The organism is Methylomonas sp. MS20 (genome assembly GCF_050275925.1).
Classification (GTDB): Bacteria; Pseudomonadota; Gammaproteobacteria; order Methylococcales; family Methylomonadaceae; genus Methylomonas; species Methylomonas koyamae_A.
On record NZ_CP189962.1, the window covers coordinates 2,574,470 to 2,596,372 of the forward strand.

General features: G+C 57.2%; 20 protein-coding genes. 18 read left to right on the forward strand and 2 right to left on the reverse strand.

Annotated elements, in window-relative coordinates:
* The first annotated feature begins 9 nt into the window (after positions 1-9).
* Together ACQE3D_RS11340 and ACQE3D_RS11345 are read left to right on the forward strand one after the other, a co-directional pair.
* Complete coding sequence (locus tag ACQE3D_RS11340; RefSeq protein ID WP_313727886.1) at positions 10-1,746, forward strand: GTPase domain-containing protein; 1,737 nt, start codon at positions 10-12, stop codon at positions 1,744-1,746.
* The gene (locus tag ACQE3D_RS11345; RefSeq protein ID WP_313727885.1) at positions 1,727-3,316 is read left to right on the forward strand and encodes a GTPase domain-containing protein; all 1,590 of its coding nucleotides are present in this window, start codon (positions 1,727-1,729) and stop codon (positions 3,314-3,316) included. The genes ACQE3D_RS11340 and ACQE3D_RS11345 overlap by 20 nt, the downstream gene beginning before the upstream one ends.
* 18 nt (positions 3,317-3,334) lie before the next feature.
* Here the strand turns inward: ACQE3D_RS11345 and ACQE3D_RS11350 are convergent, their stop codons facing one another.
* Both ACQE3D_RS11350 and purE read right to left on the reverse strand, forming a co-directional pair.
* Positions 3,335-4,429, reverse strand: a complete 1,095-nt coding sequence (locus ACQE3D_RS11350) for a 5-(carboxyamino)imidazole ribonucleotide synthase (RefSeq protein ID WP_313727884.1) — start codon at positions 4,427-4,429, stop codon at positions 3,335-3,337.
* Positions 4,426-4,923: a 5-(carboxyamino)imidazole ribonucleotide mutase gene (purE, locus tag ACQE3D_RS11355; RefSeq protein WP_064031661.1), complete on the reverse strand. Its 498-nt coding sequence runs from the start codon at positions 4,921-4,923 to the stop codon at positions 4,426-4,428. The genes ACQE3D_RS11350 and purE overlap by 4 nt, the downstream gene beginning before the upstream one ends.
* Before the next feature lie 141 nt (positions 4,924-5,064).
* On the opposite strand from purE, the gene ccmA reads away from it, so the two are divergent.
* From ccmA to acnB, 16 genes are all read left to right on the forward strand, one after another.
* Complete coding sequence (gene ccmA / locus ACQE3D_RS11360; RefSeq protein WP_313727883.1) at positions 5,065-5,697, forward strand: cytochrome c biogenesis heme-transporting ATPase CcmA; 633 nt, start codon at positions 5,065-5,067, stop codon at positions 5,695-5,697.
* Entirely contained in the window at positions 5,688-6,362 is a 675-nt protein-coding gene (ccmB, locus tag ACQE3D_RS11365) for a heme exporter protein CcmB (protein WP_071156953.1), read from the forward strand. The genes ccmA and ccmB overlap by 10 nt, the downstream gene beginning before the upstream one ends.
* A gap of 3 nt (positions 6,363-6,365) precedes the next feature.
* A complete protein-coding gene (locus ACQE3D_RS11370; RefSeq protein ID WP_168030926.1) occupies positions 6,366-7,127 on the forward strand; it encodes a heme ABC transporter permease in 762 nt (253 codons plus the stop codon).
* Positions 7,124-7,291 carry a heme exporter protein CcmD gene (gene ccmD / locus ACQE3D_RS11375; RefSeq protein WP_168030924.1) on the forward strand — a complete coding sequence of 56 codons (168 nt, stop codon included), beginning with the start codon at positions 7,124-7,126 and terminating at the stop codon, positions 7,289-7,291. Before ACQE3D_RS11370 ends, ccmD begins: the two co-directional genes overlap by 4 nt.
* Positions 7,288-7,722 carry a cytochrome c maturation protein CcmE gene (ccmE, locus tag ACQE3D_RS11380; RefSeq protein ID WP_313727882.1) on the forward strand — a complete coding sequence of 145 codons (435 nt, stop codon included), beginning with the start codon at positions 7,288-7,290 and terminating at the stop codon, positions 7,720-7,722. The genes ccmD and ccmE overlap by 4 nt, the downstream gene beginning before the upstream one ends.
* Complete coding sequence (locus tag ACQE3D_RS11385) at positions 7,719-9,665, forward strand: heme lyase CcmF/NrfE family subunit (RefSeq protein WP_168030920.1); 1,947 nt, start codon at positions 7,719-7,721, stop codon at positions 9,663-9,665. The genes ccmE and ACQE3D_RS11385 overlap by 4 nt, the downstream gene beginning before the upstream one ends.
* The gene (locus tag ACQE3D_RS11390) at positions 9,662-10,192 is read left to right on the forward strand and encodes a DsbE family thiol:disulfide interchange protein (protein WP_313727881.1); all 531 of its coding nucleotides are present in this window, start codon (positions 9,662-9,664) and stop codon (positions 10,190-10,192) included. The genes ACQE3D_RS11385 and ACQE3D_RS11390 overlap by 4 nt, the downstream gene beginning before the upstream one ends.
* Entirely contained in the window at positions 10,189-10,647 is a 459-nt protein-coding gene (locus ACQE3D_RS11395; RefSeq protein ID WP_168030916.1) for a cytochrome c-type biogenesis protein, read from the forward strand. The genes ACQE3D_RS11390 and ACQE3D_RS11395 overlap by 4 nt, the downstream gene beginning before the upstream one ends.
* Positions 10,644-11,849, forward strand: a complete 1,206-nt coding sequence (gene ccmI / locus ACQE3D_RS11400; protein WP_313727880.1) for a c-type cytochrome biogenesis protein CcmI — start codon at positions 10,644-10,646, stop codon at positions 11,847-11,849. The genes ACQE3D_RS11395 and ccmI overlap by 4 nt, the downstream gene beginning before the upstream one ends.
* Complete coding sequence (hemN, locus tag ACQE3D_RS11405) at positions 11,849-13,228, forward strand: oxygen-independent coproporphyrinogen III oxidase (RefSeq protein ID WP_313727879.1); 1,380 nt, start codon at positions 11,849-11,851, stop codon at positions 13,226-13,228. Before ccmI ends, hemN begins: the two co-directional genes overlap by 1 nt.
* 234 nt (positions 13,229-13,462) lie before the next feature.
* Positions 13,463-14,497, forward strand: a complete 1,035-nt coding sequence (locus ACQE3D_RS11410; RefSeq protein WP_313727878.1) for a YjgN family protein — start codon at positions 13,463-13,465, stop codon at positions 14,495-14,497.
* On the forward strand, positions 14,494-15,504 hold the full coding sequence (locus ACQE3D_RS11415; RefSeq protein ID WP_313727877.1) for a M48 family metallopeptidase: 1,011 nt from the start codon (positions 14,494-14,496) through the stop codon (positions 15,502-15,504). Before ACQE3D_RS11410 ends, ACQE3D_RS11415 begins: the two co-directional genes overlap by 4 nt.
* A 740-nt stretch (positions 15,505-16,244) precedes the next feature.
* On the forward strand, positions 16,245-17,537 hold the full coding sequence (locus ACQE3D_RS11420) for a sensor domain-containing phosphodiesterase (RefSeq protein ID WP_313727876.1): 1,293 nt from the start codon (positions 16,245-16,247) through the stop codon (positions 17,535-17,537).
* 77 nt (positions 17,538-17,614) lie between these two features.
* Complete coding sequence (locus ACQE3D_RS11425; RefSeq protein ID WP_313727875.1) at positions 17,615-18,625, forward strand: isocitrate/isopropylmalate dehydrogenase family protein; 1,011 nt, start codon at positions 17,615-17,617, stop codon at positions 18,623-18,625.
* 22 nt (positions 18,626-18,647) lie between these two features.
* Complete coding sequence (locus ACQE3D_RS11430; RefSeq protein WP_313727874.1) at positions 18,648-19,274, forward strand: Uma2 family endonuclease; 627 nt, start codon at positions 18,648-18,650, stop codon at positions 19,272-19,274.
* A gap of 20 nt (positions 19,275-19,294) precedes the next feature.
* Entirely contained in the window at positions 19,295-21,853 is a 2,559-nt protein-coding gene (gene acnB, locus ACQE3D_RS11435; RefSeq protein ID WP_313727873.1) for a bifunctional aconitate hydratase 2/2-methylisocitrate dehydratase, read from the forward strand.
* Positions 21,854-21,903: the final 50 nt, after the last annotated feature.

Sequence of the window (21,903 nt, forward strand, 5' to 3'; positions counted from 1 at the left end):
GCTTACCACATGCTGGAATTTATCCAACACCTCAAACAGCGCTATCAGATCGTGCTAGGTCGGATGGATAAACGAAGTCCTCGTTATCTGGATTACCAGCAACGCGCCGACCAGCTGCTGTTCGCCGAGGCTTTTATCCGGAAGGGACGCCTGATTGCGGAGCATCCGGATTTGCCGATGCAGATCGCGGTGATCGGGCCGACCCAGTCCGGTAAAAGCTCCACCGTGAACTTGCTGCTGAATAGTCATCAAGCCGGCGTCAGCCCTTTAGCGGGTTACACCGTGCAGGCCCAGGGCTTCTGTCATGCGGTGTCCGCCGAGGCCATGCCGGGTTTGCAAGCCTACTTCGGTCGTTTCGAGCGGGTGGCGGTCGGCGAGTTGGCGCCGGGCCGCTTGGATTGTTACGCGATCGGCACCAGTCCGTTACGTTCGCCGTTATTACCGCCCTGTGTATGCTGGGACACGCCCGACTTCGACTCCATCGATGCCGCCGACTACCGCGAGGGCCTGGTGCGAGCCATCGCACTGGCGGACGCGGTGATTTTGTTGGTCAGCAAGGAAAAATACGCGGATCAGTCGGTCTGGGACATCATGAGCATTTTGGAGTCGCTGCGGCAGCCGACTTTGATCGTCGTCAACAAGTTGGGCGAAGGTCAGGAAGCCGCCATTATCGACTCGCTGGCCGAAAAATGGCGCGCCGCGCGCCGCGACCCGGTACCGAATGTCGTGCCGCTGCATTTTCGAAGATTGCCGGACCAGCCGAGTTGGCCGAGGGCTGCGGAGCAGGCGGTATTGGAACTGGTTAAATCGGTCTCGCGCCGTAAACACAGTCAATACCAACAACAGCTTTTGACGCGTTTCTGGCCGCACTGGCTGGAGCCGGTGTATGCCGAGCATCAATCGCAACGTCACTGGCGGACGCTGGTCGATCAGTGTCTGGCGCGGGCACTCAAGGACTATCAACGCGATTATCTGAACCATCCGCATCATTACGAAACCTTTCAACAGGCCGTATTGAACCTGTTGACCTTGCTGGAAATCCCCGGTTTGGCGGGATTGTTGGCCAAAACCCGCCGGGCGATGACTTGGCCGATGCGCAAATTGTTCGGTTCAAAATCCGCTGCCGTCAGCGCCAGCCAGGAGATCGCTGTGTTAACGCAGATCGGCGATCACGTGATGATCCAATTGGCGGACCGCCTGCTGGAAATCGCCGAAACCGAAGCGGACGATGCCCGCTGGTGGAAGGAAACCAGCGGCGCGTTGCGGCAACAGCGCGGCGACATTTCCAGCGCTTATCAACGGGCGGTGCTGAATTACCACGGCAATTTTCAGCAAGACGTCGAAGCCGCCGCCCAGCGCCTGTATCGCAAATTGCAAGAACAGCCGCTGATTCTCAACAGTTTGCGCGCCACGCGGGCGACCACCGACGCCGGTGCGGTGCTATTGACTATCCAGGCCGGCGGCATTGGTCTGCATGATTTGGTGCTGATGCCGTTGATGCTGACCGCGACCTCGCTGCTGGCGGAAAGTACGCTGGGCGGTTATATGGCGCGCGTCGAGGCGGATTTAAAGCAACATCAACTCCATACCGTCAACGCCGCGCTGTTCGAGCACTGTTTGCAACGGCGTCTTTATGCGCTGCCTGGGCAAATTGCCAGCAACAGTCGGTTCGATATCGACGAAACCGAATGTCGGCAAGCCGAACAAGCCTTGCAAGATAAAAAGCATGGATTACGAATACTCTGAATTACTTGGTCGCGCTCGCCGGTGGAGCGAAGCGGCCGTCGCGGCGCAGCGCCTGCCGCTCGAACAGGCGGACTGGTTGGCGCAACTGGATAGCCCAATCGCGTCCAGCTTGTTCCCGCAAGCCCAAGGCGACGCAGGCCGGCCGATGATCGTTGCCTTCATGGGGGGGACCGGTGTCGGCAAAAGCAGTTTGCTGAATCGATTGGCGGGCCGGGCGATCGCCAAGGCCGGCATCGAAAGGCCGACCTCGCGCGAGGTCACGCTGTATCATCACCGCGGCCTGACATTGAATGAACTGCCCGACGGGTTGCCGTTGGACCGGATTAAGATCGATCACCACGACGACGACGCGCGGCGCCATATTGCTTGGATAGACATGCCCGATTTCGACAGTGTCGAAGCCGCCAACCAAAAACTGGTGCTGAATTGGCTGCCGCATATCGATGTGCTGCTGTACGTAGTCAGTCCCGAGCGCTATCGCGACGGCAAGGCCTGGCGCCTGTTATTGGCCGAGGGCGCCAAGCATGCCTGGTTGTTCGTGATGAATCAGTGGGATCGCGGCCAAGCGGCGCAATACGAGGACTTGCGGCGCCAACTGGCGTTGGCGGGTTTTGCCGATCCCTTGCTGTTTCGCACTAGTTGCGTGCAACCGGACGGTGACGAATTTCCGGCGTTGCTGGTCAAACTGGCGGAACTGGCGGGTGGTCATGCGATGCAGCAAATGCAGCGTCGCGGCGAACGCCAGCGAAAACAAGCGTTGTCGACGACCTTGCGTCGCTTGGAAACGCTGTTGGCCGAACGCGATTACCCGGCTCTGCAACGGCAATTGGAAACGCGCTGGCAGCGCGCGGAAACCGACCTCTCTACCGGACTGGCCTGGCCGCTGACGCAACTGGCCAAGGCACGGGCCGAACCGGGCGGTCAAGCCGGCGATATTAAGCTTTGGGACGATTGGGCGCAGACGCTGTTCGGCGATTTGTTGGACGACGTGGCGCTGCAAGCGTCGCAAGGTGGCATTCCACCCCGGCCGTTGCGCGCGGCACTACAAGATTTGCGCGACACGGCAGGCGCCAAGGTGGTCGCGCAAACCGAACTGGCCGGCCGGATGGCGCTGCTGAATCCCGGCAGTCGCCCGCGGCGGATAGTTTTGCGGATCGCCACGGTCGCCGCGACCGCGTTACCGCTGGCGGCGATGGCCGCCGTGGGATACCAGGTCTACTGCGGTTACTACCGAGGCGCGACCGGCCTCGGCGCGTATTTGGGCAGCGACTTCGCGATACATAGCGGCTTGCTAATCGGTTTAAGTTGGTTGATCCCTTATTTTTTGCAACGGCAATTGCAACCGTCGCTGCAAAAAGCCGCCCAACGCGGCCTGCAAAAAGGCTTGCAACAAGCCTTAGCCGGCTTGTGGGCGGAAATCAGCGCGAGCTTGCGGCGCGAACAACAGGAAAATCAGCGGCTTTTGGAACAGCTTGGCGAAATCGCCCAGGATTGCGCGCCGGGCGAGGAAGAACATATCGCCAAACAGAGCCTGCTGGGCAGGGCCTTGCCGGATCGCGAACCGGCGTGATCGCCTGGTTTCGACGACTCAGGAGTCGTCTGTGGCCAGCGCCAAATCGGCCAATTGTTGTAAGGCCGCCCGATAGCAGTCGGCGGAATCCGCTCTGACCGTCGCGTGCGCGACCTTGCGGCCCTTGCGCGGCGCCTTATCGTAGAGGTGCAAATGAGCGTTGGGGATATCGAGCACTTGCGCGTCGCCGGCGACGCCGCCGATAAAATTCACCATGCCGGCGTGACCTCTGGCGCGGGTCGAACCCAGCGGCAAATCCAGAATCGCCCGCAAGTGATTTTCGAATTGGCTGGTTTCCGCGCCTTCGATGGTCCAGTGGCCGGAGTTGTGTACCCGAGGGGCGAATTCGTTCGCCAGCAATTCGTTGCCGACCGCAAATAACTCCAAGGCCACCACGCCGACGTAATCGAGTTTTTCCAATAAGCGGGTCACGTAATCTTCAGCCAAGGTCTGCAATGGATCGTCGCTACGGCATTCGGCGATACGCAGGATGCCGCCGCGATGCCGGTTTTCGGACAGCGGGTAAAACGCGATGGCGCCCGTCGGGCGGCGGGCGGCGATGATCGACACTTCGCGCTCGAAACCGACGAAGCCTTCGACGATGGAGGGTGCCTCCTGCATCGCCAACCAAGCAGTTTCGAGTTGTTCGGCCGAATGGATCAAGACTTGGCCCTTGCCGTCGTAACCCATGCGCCGACTCTTCAAAATCGCCGGGTAACCGATGTCGGCCACGGCCCTAACCAAATCGTCCAGGCAGTCCACGGGCGCGAACGGCGCGGTGCGCATGCCCAAATCCCGGAAAAAATTCTTTTCCAGCAGCCTGTCCTGGGCTACGGCCAGCGCGCCGGCCGGCGGGTAAACCGTGGTGTGGCTGGATAGATATTCGGCGACGTGAGCCGGCACGTTCTCGAACTCGTAAGTGACGATGTCGGCTTTTTCGGCCAGTTGCGCCAGCAAGGCCGGGTCGTCGTAGGCGCCCAGCAAATGTTCGCTCAAGCCGCCGGCGCCGGCGTTGGTGTCGGGATCGAGCACGACGAATTGCAAGCCGAGCGGATAGCCGGCCAGCGCGATCATCCGGGCGAGTTGGCCGCCACCCAAGATACCGATTTTCATCCGGCCACCTGTCTCGGGTCGGGCGTGGCGATCACGCTGTCGGTTTGTTGGCGGCGATAGGCGTCCAACGCCGGCCGGTATTGCGAGTGTTTATTGCTGATAATCGCCGCGGCCAACAGTGCGGCATTGATCGCACCGGCCTTGCCGATCGCCAACGTGCCGACCGGAATGCCGGCCGGCATTTGCACGATGGACAATAGCGAATCCATGCCGTTGAGCGCCTTGGACTGCACTGGGACGCCGAGTACCGGCAGCGCGGTTTTGGCGGCGGTCATGCCCGGCAGGTGGGCGGCGCCGCCGGCGCCGGCGATAATGACTTCCAGGCCCTTGGCCTCGGCGGACTCGGCATACTGAAACAATTTGTCGGGCGTGCGATGGGCGGATACCACTTCGACCTCGTGCGGAATGTCCAGATGTTCCAGGGTTTGCGCGGCATGTTGCATGGTTTCCCAATCCGACGTGGAACCCATGATGATGCCTATCAATGCAGTCATGCAAAATCTCCGGTGCTTGCAATCAATCAAGGCGGGCGATTATCGCACAATCGGGCGTTTTTCCGTGCCGGCGAATTGCGGATTCCGACGGCCTTAATGTTAAGATAGCGCCCCTCGTAAACCTGGAGCCTTGCGCCGCACATGGAAAATTCGCAAACCGTCATGCTGGAAGCCCGGGGATTGGCGTGTTCGCGCGACGATCGCCTGCTGTTTTCCGGTTTGAGTTTCGAATTGGCGGCCGGGCAAGCCCTGCTGTTGGAGGGGGCCAACGGTTGCGGCAAGACTTCGCTATTGCGGATTCTTTGCGGTTTTCGCGAACCCGACGCCGGCGATATTTTTTGGGCCGGCGAGCGTCTGGAAGACGGCGCCTACCATCGCGACATGGCCTACGTCGGCCACGCCGACGGTACCAAGAAGGAATTGACCGTGTTGGAAAACCTGCGTTTTGCGTTGGCGATGAAGGCCGATGGTGCCTATCGGATAGACGACGCCCTGGCAAAAGTCCAACTGGCCGGTTTCGACGATAACCCGGTGCACACTTTGTCGGCCGGGCAAAAACGCCGTTTGTCGCTAGCGCGCTTGTTGATCACCGCCAATCGGTTGTGGATACTCGACGAGCCTTTTACGTCGCTAGATCGTCAGGGCATACGCTTAATCGAATCTCTGATCGCGGAACATGTCGCCGGCGGCGGCTTGGCGGTATTGACTTCGCACCACGATCTCAGGCTGCCCGACATCGAATTGAAAACCATCCATCTGCAAGCATGCCATTGATTCAAGCTTTCTGGGCCATCGTCCGCCGGGATTTGATGCTGGCCTTTCGACGCCGTGCCGAAATGGCCAATCCGTTAATGTTCTTTGTGTTGGTGGTGACCTTATTTCCGTTGGCGATCGGCGCCCAGCCGAATTTATTGCAAGCGGTGGCGCCTGGCGTGATTTGGGTCTCGGCACTATTGGCAACCCTGCTGTCGCTGGACGGCTTGTTTCGCAGCGATTTCGAGGACGGCTCGCTGGAGCAAATGCTGATCAGTCCGCAACCGCTCTCGGTATTGGTGCTGGGCAAAATCGCCGCGCACTGGCTGGTTACCGGTTTGCCGTTGTTGCTGGTGGCGCCGTTGCTGGCGGTGTTTTTGGGCCTGCCGGAACGGGCGATGGGAACTTTGTGGCTGAGCTTGATCATAGCTACTCCATTATTGAGCCTAATCGGCGCGGTTGGCGTGGCTCTGACTGTAGGTTTGCGGCGCGGCGGCATGCTGTTGTCGTTGTTGGTGTTGCCGTTGTACGTGCCGGTGCTGATTTTTGCCAGCGGCGCGGTAGACCGGGCCGCCGGCGGTTTGCCGGTTTCGGCGCAATTGAATATTTTGTTGGCGATGTTGTTGGCGGCCCTCGTGTTAGTCCCGCTGCCGACCGCCGCCGCGTTAAAAATGAGTGTGAATTGAGTAATGTCCGTGATTCCAGCGCCGGTTAGCCGGTTTTTTCATCGAACCTCGTCGCCGCCGCATTTTTATGCGTTGGCCGACCGCTTCATTCCGTGGCTGACCGCGATCTTTCTGGTGTTGTTGGGTGCCGGCCTTTACGGTGGCTTGATACTGGCGCCCACGGATTATCAACAAGGCGAGAGTTACCGCATCATGTATATACACGTGCCGGCCGCTTGGATGTCCTTATTCATCTATGTGCTGATGGCGGTCATGGGTGCCATCGCGCTGGTTTGGCGCATGAAATTGGCGGAAGTGATGTTGATCGGCAGCGCGCCGATTGGCGCCGGTTTTACCTTTGTGGCGTTGGTCACCGGCTCGTTGTGGGGCAAACCGATGTGGGGCACCTGGTGGGTTTGGGATGCGCGATTGACGTCGGAGTTGATCCTGCTGTTTCTTTATTTGGGCTTGATCGGCTTGTACGGCGCGATCGAAGACAAACGCAGCGCGGCCCGCGCCGTTTCGATCCTAGCCTTGGTCGGCGTCGTCAATATTCCGATCATTCATTATTCGGTGGAATGGTGGAATACCTTGCACCAACCGGCGACGGTCGGCAAGATGGGTAAACCGTCCATCCATATTTCGATGTTGATTCCGCTGTTACTGATGGCGGTGGCTTTCAAGTTTTATTATCTGATTGCGGTGTTGCAAGCCGCCAAACTCGAATTGCTAAAGCGCGAGCCCAATTCGCAATGGGTTAGGGCCTTGATGGAGAAGCAATCATGACGTTGCAAAGCTTTTTGGAGATGGGCGGTTATGCCTGGTATGTCTGGCCGTCCTACGGCATCACCTTCGTGGTGTTGCTGATCAATGTGTTGTGGCCCATCGTGCAGCGCAAGCAGTTTTTCCGCCAGTTGTGGCTCAAGCAAAAACGCGGTCAACAACGATGAAACCGATTCGAAAACAACGCTTGCTGCTGATCGGTTTGATGTTGGCGGGACTGGGTTTGGCCGCCACTTTCGCGCTGAAAGCCTTCAACGAAAATCTGATGTATTTTTTCTCGACCTCGGACGTCAAGGCCGGCAAGGCGCCGGATAATGCCGCGTTCCGCTTGGGTGGCATGGTGGTCAAGGGCAGCGTCGAACGACCGGGCAAGGATTTGCTGGTGCGCTTCAAACTCAGCGATTTTAGCCAGGAAGTCGTCGTCGAATACAGCGGCATCTTGCCCGACCTGTTTCGGGAAGGGCAGGGCATCGTCGCCAAGGGCCGACTGGACCCGAATGGCGTATTCGTCGCCGAGGAAGTGTTGGCCAAGCACGACGAAAACTATATGCCGCCGGAAGTGGCCGGTAGCTTGAACAAACCGGCGGGGCAACGATGATTCCGGAAATCGGCCATTTTTCATTGATACTGGCGCTGGGCATGGCGATCGTGCTGGGCCTGCTGCCGATTGTCGGCGCCGGCCGTAACATCGCCGGTTGGGTGCATGTCGCCAAACCGGCGGCCTTCGGACAACTGCTGTTCATGGCGTTGGCCTACGCTTGTCTGACTTATAGCTTTGTTGTGCACGATTTTAGCGTCGCCTACGTCGCGCAAAACTCCAATACCGCATTGCCGTTTTTGTACTTGATCTCCGGGGTGTGGGGCGCTCACGAAGGCTCGTTGTTGCTTTGGGCCTTGACCTTGGCGATTTGGACCGGCTTGGTCGCGGCTTTTAGCGCCAAGATTCCCGATACCACGCGCGCCAGGGTGTTGGGCGTGATGGGCTTGGTCAGCATCGGTTTTCTGTTGTTTCTATTGTTGACCTCCAATCCGTTCGACCGGTTGTTCCCGGCCCCGGCCGAAGGCCGCGACCTAAATCCGCTATTGCAGGACCCAGGCTTGGCGGTGCATCCGCCGATGTTGTACATGGGCTATGTCGGTTTCTCGGTGGCGTTTGCGTTTTCGATTGCCGCGTTGTTGGAGGGGCGATTGGACGCCGCCTGGGCGCGTTGGTCGAGGCCGTGGACTAACGTTGCCTGGATGTTTCTGACGCTGGGCATCACCCTGGGCAGTTGGTGGGCCTATTACGAGCTGGGGTGGGGAGGCTGGTGGTTTTGGGACCCGGTCGAGAATGCCTCCTTCATGCCCTGGCTGGTCGGTACCGCGCTGATTCACTCTTTGGCCGCCACCGAAAAACGCGGTGTGTTCAAAACCTGGACTGTGTTGTTGGCGATTTTCGCGTTTTCGTTGAGCTTGCTCGGTACCTTTTTGGTTCGGTCCGGAGTGTTGACCTCGGTGCATGCCTTTGCCAGCGATCCGGCCCGCGGCGTGTTCATTTTGGTGTTTTTGGCGACCGTCGTCGGTGGCTCCTTGTTGTTGTATGCCATCAAGGCCCCCAACGTGAAAAGCTCGGCGAGCTTCGATTGGGTGTCCAGGGAAACCGTGTTGTTGGTCAATAACGTGCTGTTGGTGGTGACCGCAGCCAGCATTCTGCTGGGTACCTTGTATCCGCTGGTGATCGACGCGCTCGGCTTGGGTAAGCTGTCGGTTGGTCCGCCGTATTTCAACGCGGTGTTCATTCCGCTGATGGCGCCGCTAGCATTGGTGGTCGGCTTGGGGGTTTTGCTGCGCTGGAAATCCGACGACTTCAAGAGCTTGACCGTTAAGCTGCGCGGCTTGGCGGCGGCATGTCTGCTATTGGCCGTTGCCGCCCCGCTGGCGATGCCATTCTATTCCTGGGCGGCGGCAGTGGGCAGCGCCCTGGCGCTGTGGACCTTAGCGGTGTCGGGTGCCGCTTTCCAACACCGCATCCAAACCTGGTCCTGGGAGCGTTTGAAACAAATTCCGGCCGGTTTTTACGGCATGACGGTGGCCCATTTGGGTATCGCCGTATTCGCGATCGGCATCACCTATACCTCGGTGTACAGCATCGAACGCGACGTGCGTTTGGCGCCGGAAGAAACCCTGGATTTGTTCGGCTACGTGTTTCAGTTCCATGGGGTCAAACAGACTCAGGGTCCAAATTATCAAGCCGAGCAAGGCTTTCTGACCGTCAGCCACGAAGGCCAAATCGTCGCCGAATTGGCGCCGCAAAAGCGGGTTTATCGTGTCCAAAAAATGCCGATGACCGAAGCCGCAATCGATGCCGGCGTGTTTCGCGATCTGTTCGTCGCGTTGGGCGAGCCCTTGGACCAGCAGGGAGCCTGGAGTTTGCGGGTTTATTATAAGGCCTTCATCCGTTGGATTTGGATGGGCGGCGTGTTAATGGCAGTGGGCGGCTTATTGGCGGCCTGCGACCGTCGCTATCGCATGGCGGGTATCAAGAGTCAGGAGAGCCGATGAAATACGTTTTACCGCTATTGCTGTTCATTGGCTTATCGGTATTTTTGGCGATCGGTTTGAAACTGAATCCTCGGGAAATTCCGTCGCCGCTGATCGACAAACCGGCACCGGCATTCAACTTGCCGGTATTGGCCGAGCCAAGTAAGACCCTGACTCCCAATGATTTGAAAGGCAAGGTTTGGTTGCTGAACGTTTGGGCGTCGTGGTGCATTTCCTGCCGCGAAGAACATCCGCTGCTGGTCGAGCTGGCCAAGCAAAACCGAGTCACGCTGATTGGATTAAATTACAAGGACGAAGCCCAGGCCGCCGGACTTTGGCTGGGCAAACACGGTAACCCTTATAACGCCAGCGTCATGGACAGCGACGGCCGCATCGGCATCGACTACGGCGTTTACGGTGTGCCGGAAACCTTCGTAATCGACAAGCGCGGCGTCGTGAGGCATAAACACACCGGACCGATTCAACCGGCCGATCTCGAACAAGTGTTATTGCCGATGATAGAACGTCTGGAAGGGGAGCCTTCATGAAACGCGCTGCCCTGCTGAGTCTGATGCTGATGGCCTCAACGGCCTTCGCCGCCGTGGAGTATCGGGATTTTTCCCAACCCGAGCAAGAACAGGTCTATCAGACCTTGATTTCGGAATTACGCTGCCTGGTTTGCCAAAATCAAACTATCGCCGATTCCAACGCCGATTTGGCCAAGGATTTGCGCGAACAGGTTTATCAAATGCTGCGCCAGGGTAAATCCCGCGCCGATGTGGTCAATTTCATGACCGAGCGTTACGGCGATTTCGTGATGTACAAACCCGCTTTCAATCTTAAAACCGTATTGCTTTGGCTAGGGCCTGCGTTATTCCTGGGTGGTGGTTTGATCACGGTAATACTGGTGGCGCGCCGCAAGCGGACCGGGCGAGCAACCGAACTTGACGCCGCGCAAAAAGCCCGGTTGCAAAAACTATTGGGCGAGGGCGAAGACGCGTGACGACTGAATTCTGGCTTTGGATAGCCGCGCTTTGCGCCGTGGCGCTAGCGATTTTGCTGCCACCGTTGTTCCGAAGAGCGCCGATTTCATCGGCCGACGGCGCGCAACGCAACACCGACATCGCTCGCCAACAACTGGCCGAACTCAAGCAACAATTGCAAAGCGGCGCGTTGTCCCCGACGCAGTACGAAGCCCAATACAATGATTTGCAGTTGTCCGTGCTCGACACCTTGGACGACCAAGGCCGGGGGGCCGCGATTGGCTCTGCCGGTCGCTGGATTGCCGTGCCGATTGCAATATTGCTGCCGGTGGGCGGCTTGTTGTTGTACGGCATGCTCGGCGAACCCGAGGCGATGAAGAAGGCCGAATGGCAAGCAACCAATCAAAAGCTGGCCGACAACGTGCAGACCATGGTGCAGCGCTTGGTTGATCGCTTGCAACAACATCCGGACGATCTGGAAGGCTGGATGATGCTGGGCCGATCCTTTGTATACATGCAGGAGTATCAAAAAGCGGCCGAGGCCTTCGGCGAGCTTAATCGGCGCAAGCCGGGCGATCCGGCGGTGATGCTGCGCTACGCCGACGCCTTGTCGATGGCCCGCAACGGCCGGCTGAGCGGCGAACCGGCCGACTTGGTCTTCAAGGCCCTGGAGCAAGTCCCGGAAGATCACACCGCGCTGTGGCTGGCCGGGATGGCCAAGGCGGAGGCCGGCGATTTTCGCGGGGCCATCGCTTATTGGCAAAAGCTTTCTAAATTATTGCCGGCCGATGACGAGGCTCAACAACAGTTGGCCAATATGATGCGGATGGCCGAAGCGGAAATGATCAAAGCGCCGCCTTCGAACGCAGCATCCGCGCCGAACGTCGAAATTTCGGTGCGCGCGTCATTGGCGAACGGCCGGACCGCGCCGGCGGACAGCACGGTATTTATCTACGCCCAAGCGGCCAACGGCCCAAAAATGCCGTTGGCTATCGTCCGCAAGCAGGTCGCCGACTTGCCGATTGACGTGGTGTTAAACGACAGCATGGCGATGCAACCGCAATTGCATTTGGCCGACTTTCCGAAATTGCGCATCGTTGCCAGAGTCTCCAAGTCCGGCAATGCGATGCCGGCCGCCGGCGACTTGATCGGCAGCGCCGAACTGAACTTGGCCGATGCCAACCGGCGGGTCAATGTCACCATCGACCAAGAAGTGAAGTAATGGATCAATCCATCCAATTCGACCTGGACCTGATTCACCGCTACGACAAATCCGGTCCGCGCTATACCTCGTATCCGACCGCGTTGGAATTGCACGAGGGTTTTGGCGAGGCGGAATATCGCAAACATATCGAAAAATCCAATGCGGCCGGCGGGCCGTTGTCCTTGTATTTCCATATCCCGTTTTGCGATACGGTGTGTTTTTATTGCGCCTGTAACAAGATTGTGACCAAAAACCGGGCACATTCGGTACCGTATCTGGACAATCTGGTCCGGGAAATCGAAATGCAGGGCGACTTATTCGACGGGTCCCGTCCGGTCAACCAATTGCACTGGGGCGGCGGCACGCCGACCTTTTTGAATTTCGAACAAATGCAACGGTTGATGGACGCGACCCGCCAGCATTTTAATCTGCGTAGCGACGACGGCGGCGAATACTCGATCGAAGTCGACCCGCGCGAAACCAACGATAGAACCATCGCGCAGTTGCGAGAATTAGGTTTTAACCGCATTAGCCTGGGATTACAGGATTTCGACTTGGCGGTCCAAGCCGCGGTCAATCGCTTGCAGAGCAAGGAACAGACCTTTGCGGTCCTGGAAGCGGCTCGGACGGAAGGGTTTCGTTCCACCAACATCGATTTGATCTACGGTTTGCCGTTGCAGACCGAGGCCAGCTTCGCGGATACTTTGGACCAAGTACTGGCTTACGCGCCGGACCGCTTCTCGATCTTCAATTACGCTCACATGCCCAGCCGCTTTAAAACCCAGCGGCAAATCAACGAAGCCGATTTACCGCCGCCATCGGTCAAGCTGGATATTTTGCAAATGATCGGCAGGAAACTAACCGACGCCGGTTACGTATACATCGGCATGGATCATTTCGCCAAGCCAGACGATTTGCTGGCGGTAGCGCAACGCGAAGGCAAGTTGTATCGAAACTTTCAAGGTTACTCGACGCACTCTGACTGCGATCTGATCGGATTCGGTATCACTTCAATCGGCCGGGTCGGCGATGCGTATATCCAGAACGTTAAGGAACTGGACCCATACGCCGGGCGGATTTCCCAAGGCCGGCTAGCGGTGTTTCGCGGCGTCGAATTGGATGACGACGACAAGTTGCGGCGCGCCGTGATCACTCAGTTAATCTGCCACTTCGAATTGTCTTTCGCGGTTATCGAACGGGAATTCTCGATCCGCTTCGCCCATTATTTCGCGCCGGAATTGGAACATTTGCGGGTCATGCAAGGTGACGGGCTGTTGAGTCTCGACGACGCTGGCGTCCAGGTCTTGCCCGCCGGCCGCTTGTTGATTCGGAACATTTGCATGGTATTCGACAAGTACCTTGTCCAAAAACAACAGCAATTTTCCAGGGTAATTTAAGCGCCGCGTCGGGTTGAATCTCGGACTCCACGGCTTGTTTGTGTATGGGGATTTCCGCCGGTCTCGCCTTACCGACAGGGATAGGTGCAATGCAAAAGTTATCCCCGGCTACCCGACCCGTTACTAACTGCGGCAGGTGCCCGCTGACTGAGTTCGCCGCTAATTTTGCCAGCTAGACTTGGGTTTTCGGCTACGCTTGTAGGCCACATACCATTGTAAAAGGAGCTGGAGCGTATGTCGGCACAACCTCTATCGCTGCGTTTCACCGGAAACGGGAGCGAATATTTTCGAATCTGGATCGTCAATCTGTTGCTCAGTATCGTGACCTTGGGTATTTATTCGCCGTGGGCCAAGGTCAGGCGCAACCAGTATTTTTACCGGCATACCTTACTCGCCGACAGCGGCTTCGATTATCACGGCGACCCGAAGTCGATATTGAAGGGTCGAGTAATCGCGGTGCTGCTGTTTGGTTCCTATTCTTTTTTCAGCCGTTTCGACCCGACCATCGCGGCCGTGATTTTTCTGGCGATTTTAGCGGTGCTGCCGTGGTTGCTGGTACGGTCCTTGCGGTTTCGCTTGCATAACACCAGCTATAGGGGTTTGCGGTTCGGTTTTCACGGCCAGACGGGCCCCGCCTATTGGTATCTGTTGGGAGCACCTTTTTTAGGCGGCGCCACGCTGGGCTTGCTCTGGCCGTGGGCGCAACAGCGCATGACGGTTTACACCCGCGATCACAGCAGTTTCGGCTCCGCGCACTTCAAGTTCGAAGCCACTGTCGGGGCGTTCTACAAAATCTATTTCTGGGTGTTCTTGCTGGCGGTGCTGATGTTTGCCGGCGCGGCCGCCGCCACGACGCTGATTTTATCGTCCGGTGCGTTTCCGCTGGAAGGCGGGAGCCAAGCCGGCGTGATTGGCGGCGTCGCGGCAGTGTTGACGTATTTTGGCCTAGTGGTGATTGTCTATCCCTTTGTATCGGCGCGAATGCAAAATCTGATGTGGGGACATACCCGGCTCGGCGCGCACCGCTTCACCGCGCGGGCCAGAGCGCGCGACTTGTTGTGGATCATGATCAGCAATGTGTTGCTGATCGGCTTGTCGCTGGGGCTTTTCAAACCGTTTGCCGATATCCGCCTGGCTCGCTATCGTCTCGAATGCACGAGTTTGTTACCGGGCGGCAGCCTTGCCGAATTCGTTGCCGGACTGCAAAGCCAGGCCGGCGCGGCCGGCGAGGAAATCGCCGATATTTTCGATTTCGATATCGCGTTGTGAAGACGGTCGCCGGCATTTATTTCGACGGCCGGCAGGCGATAGCCCATCGGGTCGTTCTCAGCGTCGAAGCCGGCCGCTTGCAATTGCGAGGCGAAACTGTAAATCGTAGCGAGCCACTCACCGCGCTGAGGATACCGGCACCGCTCGGCCGTTCGCCGCGTTTGATTCTATTCACCGACGGAGCCCGCTGCGAAGTGGAGGATTCGATCGGTTTCGCCGACTTGCTGCCGGAGCGGGCCGGCGGTTGGTTATCAACCTTGGAAAGTCATATCGTCGCGGCGATAACCGCCGTATTGTTATTACTGGGATTGGCGATTGCCGGCTATCGTTGGGGCTTGCCTTATGCGGCCGAGGCAGTCGCGGAAAGGCTGCCAGCCGAGATGTTGACGGAAATGGACCATCAGTTGTTCGCCAGCCTCGACCAAAATTGGTTGCAGCCCAGCGGCGTGCCGGAATCGCGCCGCGCCGACATCCAGGCGAAAGCATTTAGTTTGGCACCGCATGCCGAGGTCCGGCTGGCGTTCCGCGCCAGCCGTCAGCTTGGCGCCAACGCCTTTGCGCTGCCCGGAGGAACGGTGTTGGTGCTGGACGATTTGGTCGGCCTTACAGCCAACGACGACGAGATCGTGGCGGTGCTGGCGCACGAATTCGGCCATGTTCGCGAGAAGCACGCCTTGCGGCAGATGTTACAAGCCACTGTGGTCGGCTTGGCATTGGCGGCCTATCTGGGCGACATCAGTAGTCTATTGGCGGTGGCTCCCGCGGTATTGCTGGAGACCGGATATTCGCGCGATTTCGAGCGTTCCGCCGACCGCTATGCCGCCGATTTGCTGATTAGCCATCACCAATCGCCGACCTTGTTGGCCGATATGCTAGACAAGTTGGACGCTTACTGGCGAGAAAGAGACCGCCTGCAACTTGGTGATCGAATGGGGGAGTTCGGCGAATATTGGTCCACGCATCCCGACAATGCCGAGCGCATCGCTTTTTTGCGGGGGCAGCGCTAGCGAAGCGAATTGGGTTAAAGCCGCTAAGCACGTGGTCACTTGGTTTGCATCGGCAAGCGCCCGGTTAGTGTTTAGTCTGGTAAAAGCATGTCGTGGCTCGTGTTCAGCGAAATCGTCGTTCGTTTGACGTCGAAGGCGTTCTATCCGGACTTTGTGCATCGGTGCTGAAGCACGGTGTCTCAATCGGAATTTATATGGTCGTCGGGCCGCTATCTCGTGATCGGCTGTTTGTAGGTCGATTAACCACTCGATCAAGCCCATGCACCAAAATGCAGCGCGATCTCGATTAGCTTGGTGCGGCCGCTCGCTTTAGAGAGCGGCATTCTGCCAGTATCGGCTAGCGATCGGTTCACCAACGATGTCGGCATAGTACGCCGAAACATGAAGACACTATTTTCAAAGGTCTGGCGACGCCGAGATCGGCCATGATTTGGTCGTCTCGGCTCCGGTAGTCGCGCGGGCCGAAGCCCCGCCAGTTTGTGCCACCGGCGCGTATGCCGCGGGCCGTCGTAGCCCCCTAGGAGTCTGCCAGGACTGCGGTTTCCAATCTATAGGCGCACAGTACCCTCAGTCGTCGCCTCGGTTAAAGGCCCCTTAGCTGCAATTGGTGCGAGTTTTGCTTTCTGATCTGCAGGACGCTAAGATCGGCCTTGGGTTTCAGCGGGTTTGTTGCCCGGTCTGTGCTGACTGCCCGATGTTTGAAATTGATATGATAAACCACGGATTATGCCAAACATGCAATGCTCGACCAGATCCTAAGCAAAATCCGCCTGGAAGGCGATCATGCGCTCGGTCATCACCAGAATGTCGAGTTAAGTAGTGCTTTTCAGGCGATTGTCAGTTTGCCGCACCAGCGCGCGGTAGGTTACGAGGCGTTAATCCGGGGCAGGGCGCTCGACGGAAGTGTCGTGGCGCCTCCGCAACTGTTCGAGAGTGCAAAGTCCTTGCAGGATTTGGTTTATCTGGACCGTTTATGTAGAGCCCTGCATTTGCAGAATTTTAAGCGGGCGGATTCCCGCGACAACTGGTTGTTTCTGAATATTGCGCCCGAAGTCATCGTACACGGCTGGCGTTTCGGTATTTTCTTCGCGGAGTTGCTGAAACTGCTAGAAATTCGGCCCGAGCGGGTCGTGATCGAAATCATGGAAAGTCCGTTGTTGGAAGAGCGGCAATTGAATCGGTCGGTCGATTTTTACCGCGAGTTGGGCTGTTTGATTGCGATTGACGATTTCGGCGCGGGACATTCCAATTTTCAGCGGATCTGGCGCATAAAACCACATATCGTTAAGTTGGACCAGTCGATCGTCCGCCATGCGGTAAATAACCCGGTCGCGCGGCGCATGCTGCCCAATATCGTCGCCACGCTGCACGAAGCCGGAAGTCTGGTGTTGATCGAAGGCGTCGAAACGCATGAGGAAGCGATGATCGCGATGCATGCGAATATCGATTTGGTACAAGGCTATTATTTCGGCACCCCGCGCATGGGGGTGCAAGACGCCGAAGAAGTGCGCCCGGTGGTTGCTGAATTATTCGGCCAGTACGCGCTCGATATTGCCAAGCGGAGCGGTCGTTCGCGTTATCCGCATCATATTCAAGCGATGCTGGTGGCTAAACAGGCTCTACAAACCGGTGCCGAAGATCTCGAGAGTCTTGATTGCATTCGCCAATTGTTGGCGCTACCGGGCGCCGATCGCTGTTATTTATTGGGCAGCGACGGCGTGCAGATCGGCGGTAGCGTGCTTGCCGATCACCGCTACGGGACCGCCTCAGGCCGGTTCGCACCGTTGGCGGCCGGAAATCGGGCGAGTTGGCTACGCCGACCGTATCTTTTACGAGCCTTGCAAGGTTCCGAGGATGTGCATTTGACCCGGCCCTATTTGTCGGTGGCAACCGGACGCTTGTGCGTGACCTTGTCGGTGGCCTATCCGTTCGGCGGATCGCCGCGAATTCTTTGTTACGATCTCGATCACGAAACCCTGGAAGCTGCACCGATCGACGATGCCATGGTTATCGAATCGGCCGCGGCACTTTGAGTCTCGGCGGTTTCGCGTCGTTAATCGAAACTGTGTATGATTGTTTATCCCTTAAATATTGAGTCAGGAGAGTTTGAATGCATAACGTCACGTTGATCAAAGGCGATGGTATCGGTCCCTCGATCATGGAAGCGGCCGTCGCGGTGATTAACGCCGCCGGCGCGAAAATCCATTGGCACGAGGCCGATGCCGGCATGTCGGCCTACGAACGTACCGGTACGCCCCTGCCCGACGCAACGATGGAATCCATAGCGCAAACCAGGGTGGCCTTCAAAGGTCCGTTGACGACGATGGTCGGCGAGGGCTTTCGCAGCATTAACGTCGAATTGCGCAAGCAATACGATCTTTACGCCAACGTGCGACCGGCCAAAAGCTGGCATGGCGTTAAAACCCGCTACGATGATGTCGATATTGTCATCGTGCGGGAAAATACCGAAGGCTTGTACGTGGGCCTGGAGCATTATCTGACGCCGGCCAAGGATATTGCCGAAAGTTTGGCCGTCGTGACCAAAGCGGGGTCAGAGCGGATTGTCGAATATGCCTTCAAATACGCGATCGACAACCATCGTAAGAAGGTCACGGTTTGTCATAAGGCCAATATTTTGAAATTCACCCAAGGCTTATTCTTGAAAACCGCTCGCGAAGTGGCGGCCAAATATCCCAATATAGAGTTCGACGAGAAGATCGTCGATGCGGCCTGCATGCACATGGTCATGAAACCCGAACAGTTCGATGTGGTGGTGACCACCAACATGTTCGGCGACATCCTGTCCGATTTAACCGCCGGTTTGGTGGGTGGTTTGGGGCTCATTCCCGGCGCCAATATCGGCGAGGACGCCGCCCTGTTCGAAGCCGTGCATGGTAGCGCGCCGGACATCGCCGGCAAAAATATCGCCAACCCGACTGCCGTGATGATGGGCGGCGTGATGATGCTGAATCACTTGGGGGAACATGATGCAGCGATCCGCATGCAAAACGCCATTGAAAAAGTCGTGAACGGTGGCGTCTATGTAACCCCGGATTTGAACCCGGTCAGCAAATACGGCACCAAGGAAATGGGGCAGGCCATTGTCGATGCGATGGAGTGATTAATCGGCGACGGAGGCGGATATGAGCGCGCAACCTGAATTTGATAAACCGTGGATGTCCGTTGAGGACTATCTTGCGGCGGAATTGCTCAGCGACACCAAGCATGAGTATGACGACGGGGAAGTCGTGGCGATGTCGGGCGTCAGCAAGAATCACGACAGGATTAAGATGAACTTGTCGCGTATCTTCGGCAACCATTTGCAGGACCAACCCTGCGAGCCGTTTAGCTCCGATGTCAAAGTCAAGATCGGCCAGTATTTGTTCTACCCCGATGCGATGATGGTTTGCGAGGATACCTCGACCCACGACTATTACGCCGAGACTCCGGTATTGGTCGTCGAGGTGTTATCCAAATCCACCCGCCGCCGCGACGAAACCATCAAACGCCGCCTATATCAAACCATTCCGACTTTGCAGGAATACGTGCTGATCGAGCAAGACATCGTCGATGTCGAAGTTTGTCGGCGTAGCGAAGGTTGGGTCTTCAATCACTATTTTCTCGGCGACGACGTGCCTTTCGAATCGATTGGCTTGAACCTCGGCGTCGCCAAAATCTATGCCCGAGTCGACAACGACGACATGCGGACCTTCATCGCCGAGCAAACGCTGGCTCAAGAAAATGCCAACGCCAACGCATCCCAAGCCTAATTTTTTTACCGGAAATCATCATGCTAGAACAATACCGAAAACACGTAGCCGAACGTGCCGCTGAGGGCATCGTTCCCAAACCCTTGGATGCCGAGCAAGTCGCGGCCTTGGTCGAATTATTGAAGCAGCCGCCGGTCGGCGAGGAAAGTTTTTTAATCGACTTGCTGGAAAATAGGATTCCAGCCGGCGTCGACGAAGCGGCTTACGTCAAAGCCGGTTTTTTGACCGCCGTTGCCAAAGGCGAAGCGTCGTCCGCGCTGATTACGCCGGAAAAAGCCACCGAGTTGCTCGGTACCATGCTCGGCGGCTACAACGTCGCGCCGTTGATCGAACTGCTCGATCATACGACGTTGGCGCCGATTGCCGCGAAAGCCTTGTCGCAAATTCTGCTGATTTTCGATGCCTTCCACGATGTGCAGGAAAAAGCCGAAGCCGGCAACGCTTACGCGAAACAAGTGCTGCAATCCTGGGCTGAGGCCGAATGGTTTACCGCCAAGCCGGAAGTGCCGGAAAAACTCACGGTTACCGTGTTCAAGGTTACCGGCGAAACCAATACCGACGATCTGTCGCCCGCCCCGGATGCTTGGTCGAGACCGGACATTCCGTTGCACGCCAAAGCCATGCTGAAAATGCCGCGCGATGGCATCACCAACGCCGAACAGCAAATTACCGAGCTAAAAGCCAAGGGCTTTCCGGTGGCCTATGTCGGCGACGTGGTTGGCACCGGTTCTTCGCGCAAATCCGCCACCAACTCGGTGTTGTGGTTCATGGGTGACGACATTCCGTTCATTCCTAATAAACGCGGCGGCGGCGTCTGTATCGGCGGTAAGATTGCACCCATTTTTTTCAACACCATGGAAGATTCAGGCGCCTTGCCTATCGAATGCGATGTGACCGGCATGGCGATGGGCGATGTGATCGATATTTTTCCTTATCAAGGTGTGGTTAAACGTCACGGCAGCGAAGAAATCATCTGCGAATTTGCGTTAAAAACCGAAGTGATTTTCGACGAAGTCCGTGCCGGCGGTCGTATTCCGTTAATCATCGGTCGCGGCTTGACCGACAAGGCCCGACTAGCCTTGGGCTTGCCGGCATCAACCGTGTTCCGCCGCTTAGGAGAAGCTGCGGACACCGGCAAAGGCTACACGCTGGCGCAAAAAATAGTGGGCAAGGCTTGCGGTGTGGTGGGTGTCAGACCCGGCAGTTACTGCGAACCGAAAATGACCACCGTTGGTTCGCAAGACACCACCGGACCAATGACCCGCGACGAATTGAAAGACTTGGCGTGTCTGGGTTTTTCTGCAGACTTGGTGATGCAGTCCTTCTGCCACACCGCCGCTTATCCCAAACCGGTCGACGTGCAAATGCAGCATACCTTGCCGGATTTTATCATGACCCGTGGTGGGGTATCGCTGCGTCCAGGCGATGGCGTGATTCACTCCTGGCTGAACCGGATGCTGTTGCCCGATACCGTCGGCACGGGCGGTGATTCGCACACTCGATTCCCGATTGGTATCTCGTTTCCCGCGGGTTCCGGTTTGGTGGCGTTTGCGGCTGCGACCGGCGTGATGCCTCTGGATATGCCGGAATCAGTATTGGTGCGCTTCAAAGGCCAAATGCAACCCGGCATTACCTTGCGTGATTTGGTCAACGCGATTCCCTACGCGGCTCTGAAAAGCGGCTCCTTGACCGTGGCCAAACAGGGCAAGAAAAACGTATTTTCCGGCCGAATCCTGGAAATCGAAGGCTTGCCGGATTTGAAAGTCGAGCAAGCATTCGAGCTTTCGGATGCGTCAGCCGAACGTTCTGCCGGCGGTTGCACCATCAAACTCAATGAAGCGCCAATCCGTGAGTATCTGAATTCCAACATCACCTTGCTGAAATGGATGATTGCCGAAGGCTACGGCGATGTACGGACTATCCAACGCCGGATTAAAGCCATGCAGGATTGGTTGGCGAACCCGGTATTGATGGAAGCCGACGAGGACGCCGAATATGCGGAAATTATCGAAATCGATTTGAACGAAATCACCGAGCCGCTATTGGCGTGCCCGAACGATCCGGACGACATCAAGCCCTTGTCGGAAGTAGCTGGGACCAAAATCGATGAAGTCTTCATTGGCTCCTGCATGACCAACATCGGTCATTTCCGCGCTGCCGGTAAATTGCTGGAAAAAGCCGGGGCCTTGCCCACGCGCTTGTGGGTGGCGCCGCCGACTAAGATGGATCAAAACCAGTTAGTGGAGGAGGGCTATTACGGCACTTTCGGTAAAGTCGGCGCGCGTACTGAAATGCCGGGTTGCTCGTTATGCATGGGCAACCAGGCGAGGGTGGCGGAAGGCTCGACTGTCGTTTCAACTTCGACGCGTAATTTCCCCAATCGTTTGGGGAATGGCGCCAATGTCTATTTGTCTTCGGCGGAATTGGCGGCGGTGTGTTCTTTATTGGGGAAAATCCCGACGCCGGAGGAATACATGCAATATGCGGCGTTGATCGACCAAAGCAGCGCCGATACTTATCGGTATCTGAACTTCAATCAAATCGACAGCTATCAAACGAAGGCGGATCAAGTCGCCTAATGGCATTTTCTAAGCGGCGGGGTTACGCCTCATCGCGCCGGTTGTTCGCC